Below are 12,822 nucleotides of genomic sequence, written 5' to 3'. Positions count from 1 at the left end.
GTTACCAACCTTGCACAATTGGTAGATCACGAAAGCGCCCGTAACGCTGCAAGCGCACCCAATTGTTCTCAATGTTTGCAGTAAGTTGCATAGGTCCAGCAATACCATCTTGTAAGCGAATGACCTGTTCTCCTAATCGCAGTAGAATATCCCTTCTCTCTCCCACCTTAACAATACCGAGCAGCTCATAGCCGGTTAGTTCTTGAGCAATAACAGATGGTTTATTGTCGTTAATTTTGAGTTGCGCTATAGCATGCTTGGCTTTTGCTATTTGCAACTCTAACTGCAATCTTTTGGCCTCGGTTTGAGCTAACCGCTCGGCAATTTCGCTTTCCCGAAGTTGATGAATTGGGTTTGCCGGTAGCACGCCCACAGAACTTGCACTAGCTTCCGTGTTGGTTGCCAGGTTTGTTGAAGCATTGAGCGCCAACATAAAGGCTAAGGTATACATGAGTTAGATCCTTCTATGGGTGTTGCAAAGTAATAGTGATACGCCAACTCAGGTGTTCAGGAGTCGCCACAATTTTTTGAATTCGCATCTCTGGCCGCACCGCCAACCACTGCAAAAAAACCTGCCATTGATGCGGAGTAAAAGGGTCAAACAACAGATGCTGAATATCGACACGATTGGACCTCTTGGTTTGGGTAAACCCTGCCTCTTCTAAAGCTTCATTAGAGTTTGACTGTTGTGTGCCTAGGTCAATTTCTAATGACTCTGCCGCTACGGCGTCAACTATCCCTTCCGGTGGTTCCCGCTGCAGTTGAAGACCTTGCCCGTTACTTTCTAATTGCCAATCTTGCGATGGCATTTGCAGCAGTAAGTCAGAATGCGAGCCATAAGACTGTTGTAGCCAAAGCGTTTCTCCAGCGTCATCAAGTTGCCACTGAGTGACCTTCCAGCCCGCCAGAAAACTCACCTGACTTAATAGCTCATCAACATGAATCACATGCTGTTGTTGCCACCCTTGAAGCAGCAGCGGCGGTTCCGGTAATTGGGTGGTGGGTTCTATAACAACAGGGGCCGGAGTCGTTGGCCAAAACCACCACACCGATGCCCCAGTTACCAACAGCGCGGCAATAACCCCCCGCAGCAGTATTCGACGGCGTAACCAGGGCGGCAACTGTCGTAGCGACCGCATTTTTGCTAATTTCAGAGGCTTTTCAAAACTGAACTCGGGTATCTGCTTGGCGTTTTGAATAGACTCGACATTATCAAATAAGTGGCGCGTGCTATGACCTGCAATAACAAGCGTACAGTTCATTTGATCTGGTTTTAGCCAATTTTCGGCCACATACAAAAAGTTCTGTACACCATGTTTATCGGCCGAAAAGTGACAGCAGGTCAGCAGCGTTTGTTGTTGCCAAGCCACGACCACCAATTGCTGACACCACTGTTGAACCACCACAGCCGCTTGTTCATGCACCTGAGCGCGAATAGCAGCAGCCATATCTAGTTGCTCAGTGGTGGCGCAACAAAGCCAGTAACAGTCACCTTGCTTGAATAGGTTATAACGTTCGAAACCCAATTGTTTGGCTTCGCTAAGCCAAGCTAGTATCTGCTCTCGATCAGTCGATTGTTGTCGCCAACCTTGTACACACCAGTCGTTCATGAGCGGTTGCCTCGTGCAACAATATGCGGCGTGAGCAACACTAAGGTTTCGCTACGCCGAGAACCATTAAGTTCACCCCCACCCAGCACTAGGCTTAACCAACTTTGCTGGCGCTGACTTTGTTGACGTTCGTTTTTTAGGCCACTCATCAGTAGTGTTTGACCATGCGCAACTAAGGCTTTCATAAAGAATTTTTTACGGTTGGTGTGCGGTGTTTGTATGAGTTGTTCACCGGAGCGTACTTCATCAATTCGTTCCAGATCAGACAGCTCCGTAGACAACTGCAGAATAACTTCGCCGTTACGAATACTAGGTAATAAGTAGAGCTCAAAACCAGTGGTAATAACACCCGGCTGTAGAATATCGGCGCGCCCTACATTGGCGGTGGCTGAACTTCCCGCCGCGGCTAAATAGGTTGCATTGTCTTCCAGCACAATTTTGGCAATTTGATTGTTTAAACTCACCACGCGCGGATGATTACTTGTTGTGACTAAGCCTTGCTGCTGCAACGCATCAATCAGCAACTGAGACCCGGTCGCTTTGCCTTGCTGTTGCTGCCATATCATTTGTCCGCCGCTAAGCTGGTTTAGTTGCGCTGAAGCAAAACCAAGTACCCCCTCACCCCCTGCCGTTTTTACAATGGCGTCCCAGTCGATGGAAAACTGCTGATCATCGGTAAAAGTCACTTCGACAATTTGCACATCAATCACAACTTGACGTGTTAACCGTTCATTTTGTTGCGCTAAATAAGCACGTACCTGAGCTACTTGCTGTGGGTAATCGCGCACCAGTATTGACGTAGAGCTTTGATTAATTGTCATTTGCCCATGCTCAGACAGCAGCATGGTGACGGCCTTTTCTAAGTCATGCCAGACCGACAGATCGTCACTGCTAAAATTCAAAAATTGCTCGCTCTGATTACCAATAGCTGTGGCTGCAAGCGCGTCATTAGTCGCCATTTGATTCTGTTGCTGCCGATCACGGTTGCCAAGGAAGTAACTGGTATCACCAGCGATAAAAGCAACATCAAACTCAGCTACTTCAAATTCATGAATGGCGACGCTGTCGTCGCCCCATTGCAAATGCCAGCGATACCGACTGGCTAGTTTTAGCAGTAATTCTGCAATGGTTCCTTCAAACTGAAGAAACACCGCAGACTCAGCTAAATGCGACTGACTGAAACGCAAGGCAGCACCGCTGTTCGCAAATACTTGCTCAAGCAAATTACCCGCCGCTAACCCTTGTGCGGCTATGCTAACTTGTTGCGCGCTCCAGTCGGGCAGCTGAGCATGTCGTTCATCTAATGCTGGCACAAAAAACTCATCACTGTAGTGGAGCGCTGAAGCTGTTGCTTGTTGCGGCACAGCCGCCGTCTGCTTGAGGTTGGCTAAGCGCTGCTGAGCCTGCCGATGTTGCTCGAGCAATTGCTCATGTGACAATTGCTGACAGGCACTCAGCAACCCAACAAAAAACAAGATAATAAGCCGTTGCATCACAACTCCCCTTGGCTTCGAAATTGGTAACTGACAACTGCCGAGCGGTTCGCGTGAACAGTTATTTTGAATTGGTAAGGCTGGGTAATTTTTTCGAGAATTTGCTCGGCACTATCAGCGCTCAAGGTAAATGCGGATGGCCATTGATAATGAGCCGAAACCTGCCAATCGACCAAATCAACCGGAAAGTGTCTTTTCAGAAACTGCTCAAATTGTGGTTTCAACAGCCCTTGTTGCAAATGCAACTGTACCCGCGGTGTGGCTGCAGCCGAATTGATAGGTTGGTTCGCTCGAGTGGCTTCAGAGAACACGTAAGCTGGACAAGTCGCGGCGAGTGCCGTTGTAGAAAATGACGCCAACCACAGGCAACTCAGCGCTAAGCTGCTTGTGATGACGTACTTATGGGTAAATACCCGGTATGGTTGAGAAACCATGTAACCTCCTTGTTAGCGTGATACCGCGTTCCTTTGCAGTACCCGATAAATTTAGCGCACCCTAGTGCCGCTAACAAGGCGGAAACAGATTATAAAACAGAGGGTTATTACTTACGCTTTTTAGCCTCTTGTACGCTCCAATCACCGTCACGGTAAAACGCTTGCCAACCCGTGGCTTTGCCGTTGACTTCGGTGATCACATACTGTTCTTTGTTCTTACGGCTGTAACGCACAATGGCTTCATTGCCGTCGTCGTCTTTTTCTGGTGCTTCAGCCAAGTAATGGAACTTACTGGGTATACGGTCTTTAAAGCGCTTCAGCTCGCTGACCTTCACCGCACGTGTTTCTCGTGAGCGCGGGAAGGTATTGGCCGACATAAATACGCCCGAAGCACCGTCACGCAACACAAAGTAAGCGTTCGAGTCTTCGCACGGCAGTTCTGGGAACGGCACGGGGTCTTCCTTCGGTGGCGCTGGCTGACCGTTTTTCAACAGCTTACGGGTGTTCTTACATTCGCTGTTGGTACAGTCAAAATACTTACCGAAACGGCCGGTTTTTAGCTGCATGTCACTGCCACAACGGTCACATTCAAGTACTGGGCCGTCGTAGCCTTTAATACGGAACTCGCCTTGCTCAACCACAAAACCTTCGCACGCTGGGTTGTTACCACACACGTGCAACTTACGCTCTTGGTCAATCAAGTAGCTGTCCATGGCCGTGCCACACTTCGGGCAACGTTTTTTGGCTCGCAGCGCCAGTGTTTCCGCTTCATCATCATCGTCTTTCACGCGCACCGCTTCTTCACCTGGCAACAGGTTCATGGTTTGCGTACAGCGTTCTTTAGGTGGCAACTCATAGCCTGAACACCCCAAAAACACCCCGGTTGAGGCGGTGCGAATACCCATAGGGCGGCCACATTTCGGACATTTAATGTCGGTAAGCACCATTTGATTCGGGCGCATACCACCCTCTTCTGGGGGCATTTCTGCTTGCTGTAATTTAGCGCTGAAATCTTCGTAGAACTTGTCTAATGTCGCCTTCCAGTTACGTTGGCCTTCGGCAATTTCGTCCAGCGCCTGTTCCATGTCGGCAGTGAAGCTATAGTTCAGCAACCGCGGAAAGTTATCCACTAAGCGGTCATTAACAATTTCACCCATTTTTTCGGCGTAAAAACGACGGTTTTCAACCCGCACATAACCACGGTCTTGAATAGTTGAAATAATTGACGCATAGGTTGACGGGCGGCCAATACCGCGCTTTTCAAGTTCTTTCACCAACGAGGCTTCGCTAAAGCGCGCCGGTGGCTTGGTAAAGTGCTGCTGCGGATCAAGCTTCTGCAACGCCAATACTTCGCCTGGTTTTACATCAGGTAGTGTGGCGTCTTCGTTGTTTTTAGAACCCGCCGGCGGTTGTACCTTCGTCCAACCGGCAAAACGCAACACCCGGCCGCGAGCACGCAGTTCATAGTCACCCGCCTGCACTGAAATGGTGGTGGCATCGTATTGCGCTGGGGTCATTTGGCAAGCAACAAACTGGCGCCAAATCAGCTCATACAAACGCTGGGCATCGCGTTCCATGTCTTTTAATTGTTCAGACTTTACCGTCACGCTAGAAGGACGAATGGCTTCGTGCGCCTCTTGCGCATTTTGCTTAGAGCCATAAACATTTGGCTTGGCAGGTAAATAATCACCACCGTAGTGTTTACCAATGTAGTCACGACAGGTTGCTACCGCTTCTTGGCTCAGGTTGGTTGAGTCGGTACGCATGTAGGTAATATGGCCCGCTTCGTACAAGCGCTGCGCCAACATCATGGTCTTTTTCACACCAAAACCTAACCGCGTGCTTGCCGCTTGTTGCAAAGTTGAGGTAATAAACGGTGCCGATGGGCGGCTGCTGGTGGGCTTATCTTCGCGATCAATGACTTTGTATTGGGCAGCCTTCAATAATGCCACAGCGGCTTCAGCAGCGGCCTTATCACCGATTTTTATGGCCTTGCCGAGGTGCTTGTGCACCTGCATGCGCAATTCGTCTTCGGCTTGGGTGTTTAAATCGGCGAAAATATCCCAGTATTCTTCCGGCACAAAAGCTTTAATTTCACGCTCGCGTTCAACCACCAAACGCACGGCAACCGACTGTACACGGCCAGCCGACAGGCCGCGGGCAATTTTCTTCCACAGCAGCGGCGACACCATAAAGCCCACAACACGGTCTAGAAAACGACGTGTTTGCTGTGCATTCACCCGGTCAACGTTCAATGCTGCTGGCTTTGAAAACGCTTCTTGAATCGCTTTTTTGGTAATTTCATTAAACACCACGCGCTGAAAGCGGCTTTCATCACCGCCAATTAACTCACGCAAGTGCCACGCGATCGCTTCCCCTTCGCGGTCCAAATCCGTTGCTAGGTAAACCGCGTCTGCCTTGGCTGCTAATTTTTTCAACTCAGCCACAACTTTTTCTTTGCCTGGCAACACTTCGTAGTGCGCTTCCCAACCATGCTGGGGGTCTATCCCCATACGCGCCACCAGCTTTTGGAATTCGCGTTCTTGCCGATACGCCTCTTTTTGCTCCGGCGACATTTTGCGAACTTCTGCTGGCGGTTTGGTTTTTACGGTGGCCGTCGAGCGCGTTGGCAGGTCACGAACGTGCCCCACACTGGATTTCACCACGAAATCATTGCCTAAATATTTATTAATTGTCTTCGCCTTGGCTGGCGACTCGACAATAACTAACGCTTTTGCCATGCGACTCTCTTTCTATCCGTAAGCTGTGGGATTCTTTTTTTAGATATATCTGTTCTATTCGTATGAAACAACCATTGAAAGCAAAAATCATAAAAATACGATTTTGCCTCATATCCATGCAGTTTCGCAGTGCGACACTCATCAGGCCAATAAAATCAAGGGCTTCAGCCCTTACACCAACGCCAACTTGCGGGTATAATAGCCAACAAATAAAAGCTTGCAACTGCAATGGAGGTTATTTCCGCATGCGTCACTATGAAGTGAATTTCGATGGCCTAGTTGGCCCAACCCACAATTACGCCGGGCTGTCGTTCGGAAACGTTGCTTCATTAAGCAATGCAAAATCAACCTCAAGCCCTAAATCTGCGGCTTTGCAGGGCTTGGCCAAAATGAAAGCCTTGCACGACATGGGCATGGTACAAGGGGTACTCGCCCCGCAAGAACGCCCAGACGTTACTACCTTACGCCGTTTAGGCTTCACCGGTTCAGATGGCGAGGTTTTAGCCAAAGCCGCTCAACAAGCGCCGCAAATTTTTCAAGCGGTGTGCTCGGCGTCAAGCATGTGGACTGCAAATGCGGCGACTGTATCACCCGGTGCCGATACCGCCAACGGAAAAGTGCATTTCACGCCAGCGAATTTAACCAATAAGTTTCACCGTTCATTAGAACCGCAAACTAGTGGCCGTATTTTACAAGCCATGTTTAACAATGGCCGCTATTTTGAACATCACACCCATTTGCCAGACAATGAACATTTTGGCGATGAAGGCGCTGCCAATCACACGCGTTTGTGCAGCAACTATGGTCACGCTGGGGTAGAAATTTTCACCTTTGGTCGTTATGCCTTTGACAGCAGCAAGCCGGCGCCTAAAAAGTACCCAGCGCGCCAAACCTTTGAAGCATCACAAGCCATTGCCCGCTTGCATGGTTTGAGTGACGATAACACCGTTTACATTCAGCAAAATCCGGATGTGATCGATCAAGGCGTGTTCCACAACGACGTGATTGCCGTCGGCAACCAAAACGTGTTGTTCTACCATGAACAAGCGTTTTTAGACACCGACGCGAAATTAGCTGAAATTCAGCGCAAGTTCGGCGACGAACCAGTACATTTCATTGAAGTTAAAACCAGTGAAGTGTCGGTTGAAGATGCCGTGCAAACCTATTTGTTTAACACCCAGTTACTCACACTTGATAACGGCCACATGGCCATTATTGCGCCGACTGAGTGTCAAGAAAACCCGCGCGTTGCCGCCTATTTAGCTGAGCTAGTTACGCGCAACACGCCAATTCGCCAAGTGCATTACTTTGACGTAAAACAAAGCATGCGTAACGGCGGTGGCCCTGCGTGTTTGCGTTTGCGCGTGGCGCTCAATGACACCGAGCTCGCAGCCGTGAACCCAGCCGTGGTGATGAACGAAACTTTGTTTGCGCGTTTAAACCAATGGGTTGATAAACACTACCGTGACGAGCTGAGCGTGGATGACCTGCGTGACCCACAATTATTAACCGAGTCGCGTACGGCGTTAGACGAGCTCACGCAAATTCTTAAATTAGGCTCGGTATACCCGTTCCAACTTTAAGTCTGCAGCAATAAAAAACGCGCATCAATTCAGCATTGATGCGCGTTTTTTGTGCCTATTCGAGAGTTTATTCGTCTTCGTTGTGCAACTCTAAATTAGCATCTTCACTTTGCTCACTACCATGGCGCGCGACATCGTTACGCGCAGCGTCTAAGCGGTCAAGATAACTTTGATTAATGTCGCCGGTTATATATTGACCGTTAAATACCGAGGTTTCAAAACGCTTAATCTCTGGATTTTCTTGCTGTACCGCTGCAATCAAGTCATCCAGTTCTTGATAAATAAGCCCATCGGCTTTAATTAAGTCGTTTATTTCCGACGCCTCACGGCCATGACCAATCAGCTCATTGGCGCTTGGCATATCAATACCATAAACGTTCGGGAAGCGAATTTCTGGTGCCGCCGAGGCAAAATACACTTTCTTGGCACCGGCTTCGCGCGCCATTTCTATAATTTGCTCAGACGTGGTGCCGCGTACAATCGAGTCATCCACCAACAACACGTTTTTGCCACGAAACTCAGCGCTTATTGCATTCAATTTGCGGCGCACTGACTTACGGCGTTGCGTTTGCCCTGGCATGATAAACGTACGGCCAATATAGCGGTTTTTCACAAACCCTTGGCGGTATGGCAAATCAAGCAGGTTCGCCATTTCTAAAGCAATGTCACAGCTGGTTTCAGGAATTGGAATAACCACATCAATGTCTAAATGCGCGTAATCGCGTTTGATTTTTTCACCCAGCTTGCGGCCCATGTTCACCCGTGACGCATACACCGAAATTTTGTCGATAAACGAGTCTGGGCGAGCAAAATAGACATATTCAAATATACACGGGCAATGCTGCGGGTTATCCGCACACTGGCGTGAAAATAGCTCGCCATCCTCAGAAATATAGATAGCCTCACCGGGTTCTACGTCACGAACATATTTAAAGCCGGTACCGTCTACCGCAACGCTTTCGGACGCCACAATGTATTCATTGCCTTGGGCTGTTTCGCGCATACCCAAAACCAACGGACGAATGCCCCACGGGTCGCGAAATGCCACAATACCGTGCCCAATAATCATGGCCACCACAGCATAAGCACCGCGAATTTGACGATGCACGCGAGCTACCGTGGCAAATACGTCTTCTGGCGTTAAGCTTAAACTTTCTTGTTGATAGAGTTCGTGGGCAAAAACGTTAAGTAAAATTTCAGAGTCAGAGGTGGTGTTAATGTGGCGGCGGGCTTTGGCGAATAACTGTTCTTGAAGCTCTTGCGCGTTGGTCAAATTGCCATTGTGAGCCATGGCGATGCCAAATGGCGAGTTCACATAAAACGGCTGCGCTTCAGCGGAACTCGAACTACCGGCGGTTGGGTAACGTACATGGCCAATACCGATGCGCCCTTGTAACCGATGCATGTGCCGCGTATGGAACACGTCGCGTACCAAGCCGTTTGCTTTACGCAACCGGAGGGTGCCGTTGTCGACGGTCATAATACCCGCGGCATCTTGACCACGATGCTGTAACATCGTTAAACCATCGTATAACGCCTGATTAACTGGGTCTTTACCAACAATTCCAACAATGCCACACATGAACTACAACCTCATTAAACACGTTCAGGTAAGAAACTTGACGTTTTCTGCAAGTACTCGAAAAACCATTCAATTACCACACCAAAGTGTGGAATTAACAGTGAATCTGTCCACCAGACTTCGTCTGAAAAGCCGGTAAACGAATCCAAAAAGAACAACAGTGCTGCGACAATAAGCACACCGCGTAAAGCACCAAATACCGCACCAAGAACTTTGTCGGTGCCGCTTAACCCGGTGCTTTCAACAAGCCGGCCAATTAAATAATTCACCACGGCGCCAACAATCAGCGTTGCCACAAATAGCGCACTCACAGCAGCGGCATTACGCAACATGTCTTCTTCAATGCCGGTAAAGTACACAGCGAGGTCTTGGTAAAACAATTTCGCGATAAAAAACGCGGCAATCCAAATAGCTAACGATAACGCTTCTTTGACAAACCCACGGGTTAAACTAATCAGCGTTGATAAGCCAATAATCACTAAAATTGCAATATCTATCCAAAGCATGTGTCGCATTCCCTAGCACGTTTAAATTTCGGGCGGATTGTACCAGAAAGCCATAATATTTGCGCCAAAAAACTTAGCACTGAATTATCTTTCTAGTTAGGGTTCGTAACGGCGCAATTGGCCATTGAGATTGGTTAGTTTTTTCAGTTTGGGTAGCAATTGTTCTAGCTCAGACTTCACCAAACTTGGGCCGACTAATACCTTGCTCGCCGGGCCACTGCTGGTTTTAATCGGTTCAGCGTAGGCCGTATAACCAGCTTCACGCAGTTGCTTGAGTAAGCGTTCAACCGAGGCCTGATTACTAAACACACCCAACTGAATAACCCAACCAGGTTCGGTTACTGCGGCTTGGGTTGGCTTGTTCTGCGCAACCTCTTGACGCGACTCAGCAATGTTTTGCTCGCTTAATTGTGGCGCTTCTTCGGCATCAATTTCGACCGTTTCAATGGTGTCGAGTGAAGGCGGTAAATCGCGAGCCGGAATGTCTTGCACGGCCTGCTCGGCCACCTCAACTTCTGGTTGCAAAGGAATGGTCTCAAACGACTCTTGCTGCTGCTGCGGTTTTCCGTCAAACAGCTCGGGCAGGATAATAACGGCAAGGGCAATAAGAATAATACTTCCGACTAAGCGATTCTGTAATTGCGAGGCCATGAACTACTCCGTGGTTGGAATTTTGCCTACAGTGTAAAACGAGCCGCACACCAATACTAGTGGCGGTTTCGCGTGTGGCTGTTGTTGCATGTGCGTAGCAGCATCTTGTTGCGCTTGCGCATAGGCTGCAGCAACGTTATCAAAACAGCCCGCAACCTGTGCCTGCGCTGGTTTTTGCTCAAGTAATTGTAAGCTGCTGGCACCACGGGGTTCACTCAAGCTAGCAAAATACCACTGGGTGACCATTGGGGCCAGCGCAGCTAAAGTGCCGCTGATGTCTTTGTCATGCAACATACCCACCACGGCATACACCGGCCGTTGCGGATAACGCAAAGCAATCGCTTGGGTTAAAAACTGCGCGGCATGGGGGTTATGCGCAACATCCAGTAGGCTATCAACCGGTTGTTGTGGGCCGGCAGCAATGAACTGCAGACGGCCCGGCTCTCGTGCCTGCGCTAAACCGGCGCGAATCGCTTTATCAGATACCGGCAGGTTACTGGCAGCTATTGCAGCAATGGCCGTGGCCGCATTAGGCAGCGGCAGCTGCGGTAGCGGCAAATGATTCAGCATCGTATCGTGGTTTCTAAATTGCCACGTCGTGTCTGTGGTCAGCCGGTAGTGAAAATCTTTCCCCACTTGCTGCAATAATACGCTCTGCTGTTGCGCTGCTACGGCCACTTCTGCTGGAAAATCAGGTTCGCCACAAATGGCTGGCCGGCCTGGGCGAAACACACCGGCTTTTTCGCGGGCAATACCGGTACGGTCACTGCCTAAAAAACCAATATGATCAATGCCGACGCTGGTCAGCAAGGCCACATTTGCGTCAACAATATTTACCGCATCAAGGCGCCCGCCTAGGCCGACTTCTAATATCCAAGCGTCAAGTTCATGCTGCTGCATTAAATACAGCGCGGCTAAGGTACCGAACTCGAAATAAGTTAAAGAAATATCGCCCCGCGCTCGCTCAATAGCAGCAAACGCCGCTACATGGTCAGCGTCGGCCAGCATATTGCCATTAATACGTACGCGTTCATTGTAAACGTTCAAATGCGGGGAAATATAAACGCCGGTTTGGTAATCAGCTTCACGCAACATGGTTTCCAGATAACGCACACTGGAGCCCTTGCCGTTGGTGCCGGCCACAGTGAACACTTCTGCACGAGTTTGCGTTAATCGTAAGCGATTGGCTACCTCACGAACGCGATCAAGCCCCATATCAATCGCACTGGGGTGCAGCTGCTCTAAATAAGTCAGCCAGGCTTGAAGCCCGGCTGATTGAGAAGGAGGCGAGATACTGGCCATAGGTTAATATTCGTCAGCAACGGCCGGTAAATGCTGAAACTTCGCCAACAATGCTGCAATGCGGTTACGCATTTGGCGCCGATCGACAATCATGTCAACCGCACCGTGGTCAAGCAAGAACTCAGCACGCTGGAAGCCTTCTGGCAAGGTTTCCCGAACGGTTTGTTCAATAACACGTGGCCCCGCGAAACCAATCAGTGCTTTCGGCTCAGCAATATTAATATCACCGAGCATGGCTAAACTGGCTGACACCCCACCCATGGTTGGGTCGGTCAGCACAGAAATAAATGGAATGCCTTCTTCGCTCATACGCGCCAAAGCAGCGGATGTTTTCGCCATTTGCATCAGCGACAACAGGGCTTCTTGCATACGTGCACCGCCTGAAGCAGAGAAGCAAATTAACGGAATGCGTTCGCGCAAGCACACCTCGGCCGCTTTGACAAAGCGAGCGCCAACCACAGACGCCATCGAGCCGCCCATAAATTCAAATTCAAAGGCAACAGCCACCACGGGCATGCCCTTTAGGCGCCCTTTTTGGGCAACTAAGGCGTCTTTCTCACCCGTTGCTTTTTGGGCCGCAGCAATGCGGTCTTTGTATTTTTTTGAGTCGCGGAATTTCAGCACGTCTTTAGGTTCAAGATCTGCGCCAATTTCTTCACCGCGCCCGTCGTCCAAAAAGTTCTTCAGCCGAAGGCGAGCAGATACACGCATGTGATGATCGCATTTAGGGCAGACATTGAGGCTACGCTCTAAGTCAGCGCTATATAAAATAGCATCACAACTGGTGCATTTCGCCCACACCCCTTCTGGGATGTTCCGACGTTTATTGCTTTTTGGCTTTGCAAGAATTCGCTCTATCCAGCTCATAAATTTCCGTCATTAACTCATTCGTTAGGGTGGCTATTAAAGCACATTCATCG

Annotated in this window: 11 protein-coding genes; 1 reads left to right on the top strand and 10 read right to left on the bottom strand. The window is 49.4% G+C overall.

Annotated elements, in window-relative coordinates:
- Position 1: 1 nt before the first annotated feature.
- From BM334_RS02955 to topA, 5 genes are all read right to left on the bottom strand, one after another.
- Positions 2 to 451 (bottom strand): hypothetical protein, encoded by a 450-nt coding sequence (locus BM334_RS02955; RefSeq protein WP_092837683.1) that lies wholly within the window; start codon positions 449 to 451, stop codon positions 2 to 4.
- A 13-nt stretch (positions 452 to 464) separates the two neighbouring features.
- On the bottom strand, positions 465 to 1,610 hold the full coding sequence (locus BM334_RS02950) for a hypothetical protein (protein ID WP_092837680.1): 1,146 nt from the start codon (positions 1,608 to 1,610) through the stop codon (positions 465 to 467).
- Positions 1,607 to 3,103: a secretin GspD/PilQ domain-containing protein gene (locus tag BM334_RS02945; protein ID WP_092837677.1), complete on the bottom strand. Its 1,497-nt coding sequence runs from the start codon at positions 3,101 to 3,103 to the stop codon at positions 1,607 to 1,609. Before BM334_RS02945 ends, BM334_RS02950 begins: the two co-directional genes overlap by 4 nt.
- Positions 3,103 to 3,537, bottom strand: a complete 435-nt coding sequence (locus BM334_RS02940) for a hypothetical protein (protein WP_092837674.1) — start codon at positions 3,535 to 3,537, stop codon at positions 3,103 to 3,105. Before BM334_RS02940 ends, BM334_RS02945 begins: the two co-directional genes overlap by 1 nt.
- Before the next feature lie 107 nt (positions 3,538 to 3,644).
- Complete coding sequence (gene topA, locus BM334_RS02935) at positions 3,645 to 6,278, bottom strand: type I DNA topoisomerase (RefSeq protein ID WP_092837671.1); 2,634 nt, start codon at positions 6,276 to 6,278, stop codon at positions 3,645 to 3,647.
- A gap of 245 nt (positions 6,279 to 6,523) precedes the next feature.
- Between topA and astB the strand changes: the two genes are divergently transcribed.
- Positions 6,524 to 7,861, top strand: a complete 1,338-nt coding sequence (gene astB, locus BM334_RS02930; RefSeq protein ID WP_092837668.1) for an N-succinylarginine dihydrolase — start codon at positions 6,524 to 6,526, stop codon at positions 7,859 to 7,861.
- Between the two features lie 67 nt (positions 7,862 to 7,928).
- Here the strand turns inward: astB and purF are convergent, their stop codons facing one another.
- The 5 genes from purF to accD form a co-directional block, all read right to left on the bottom strand.
- The gene (gene purF / locus BM334_RS02925) at positions 7,929 to 9,443 is read right to left on the bottom strand and encodes an amidophosphoribosyltransferase (RefSeq protein WP_092837665.1); all 1,515 of its coding nucleotides are present in this window, start codon (positions 9,441 to 9,443) and stop codon (positions 7,929 to 7,931) included.
- 14 nt (positions 9,444 to 9,457) lie between these two features.
- Positions 9,458 to 9,949 carry a CvpA family protein gene (locus BM334_RS02920; RefSeq protein WP_092837662.1) on the bottom strand — a complete coding sequence of 164 codons (492 nt, stop codon included), beginning with the start codon at positions 9,947 to 9,949 and terminating at the stop codon, positions 9,458 to 9,460.
- A 96-nt stretch (positions 9,950 to 10,045) separates the two neighbouring features.
- Complete coding sequence (locus BM334_RS02915) at positions 10,046 to 10,600, bottom strand: SPOR domain-containing protein (protein WP_092837659.1); 555 nt, start codon at positions 10,598 to 10,600, stop codon at positions 10,046 to 10,048.
- A 3-nt stretch (positions 10,601 to 10,603) separates the two neighbouring features.
- On the bottom strand, positions 10,604 to 11,902 hold the full coding sequence (folC, locus tag BM334_RS02910) for a bifunctional tetrahydrofolate synthase/dihydrofolate synthase (RefSeq protein ID WP_092837656.1): 1,299 nt from the start codon (positions 11,900 to 11,902) through the stop codon (positions 10,604 to 10,606).
- Between the two features lie 3 nt (positions 11,903 to 11,905).
- Positions 11,906 to 12,769 carry an acetyl-CoA carboxylase, carboxyltransferase subunit beta gene (gene accD / locus BM334_RS02905; RefSeq protein ID WP_055438340.1) on the bottom strand — a complete coding sequence of 288 codons (864 nt, stop codon included), beginning with the start codon at positions 12,767 to 12,769 and terminating at the stop codon, positions 11,906 to 11,908.
- Between the last annotated feature and the right edge of the window lie 53 nt (positions 12,770 to 12,822).

Origin of the sequence: Pseudidiomarina donghaiensis (genome assembly GCF_900116895.1) — a bacterium.
Classification (GTDB): Bacteria; Pseudomonadota; Gammaproteobacteria; order Enterobacterales; family Alteromonadaceae; genus Pseudidiomarina; species Pseudidiomarina donghaiensis.
Note: the sequence above shows the minus strand (reverse complement) of the source record. Positions and strands in the feature narration are given on the sequence as shown.

What these genes read in the sequence shown, in the direction of transcription:
- BM334_RS02955 (WP_092837683.1), bottom strand. Translation starts at nt 451, where the DNA reads ATGTATACCTTAGCCTTTATGTTGGCGCTCAATGCTTCAACAAACCTG.
- BM334_RS02950 (WP_092837680.1), bottom strand. Translation starts at nt 1,610, where the DNA reads ATGAACGACTGGTGTGTACAAGGTTGGCGACAACAATCGACTGATCGA.
- BM334_RS02945 (WP_092837677.1), bottom strand. Translation starts at nt 3,103, where the DNA reads ATGCAACGGCTTATTATCTTGTTTTTTGTTGGGTTGCTGAGTGCCTGT.
- BM334_RS02940 (WP_092837674.1), bottom strand. Translation starts at nt 3,537, where the DNA reads ATGGTTTCTCAACCATACCGGGTATTTACCCATAAGTACGTCATCACA.
- topA (WP_092837671.1), bottom strand. Translation starts at nt 6,278, where the DNA reads ATGGCAAAAGCGTTAGTTATTGTCGAGTCGCCAGCCAAGGCGAAGACA.
- astB (WP_092837668.1), top strand. Translation starts at nt 6,524, where the DNA reads ATGCGTCACTATGAAGTGAATTTCGATGGCCTAGTTGGCCCAACCCAC.
- purF (WP_092837665.1), bottom strand. Translation starts at nt 9,443, where the DNA reads ATGTGTGGCATTGTTGGAATTGTTGGTAAAGACCCAGTTAATCAGGCG.
- BM334_RS02920 (WP_092837662.1), bottom strand. Translation starts at nt 9,949, where the DNA reads ATGCTTTGGATAGATATTGCAATTTTAGTGATTATTGGCTTATCAACG.
- BM334_RS02915 (WP_092837659.1), bottom strand. Translation starts at nt 10,600, where the DNA reads ATGGCCTCGCAATTACAGAATCGCTTAGTCGGAAGTATTATTCTTATT.
- folC (WP_092837656.1), bottom strand. Translation starts at nt 11,902, where the DNA reads ATGGCCAGTATCTCGCCTCCTTCTCAATCAGCCGGGCTTCAAGCCTGG.
- accD (WP_055438340.1), bottom strand. Translation starts at nt 12,769, where the DNA reads ATGAGCTGGATAGAGCGAATTCTTGCAAAGCCAAAAAGCAATAAACGT.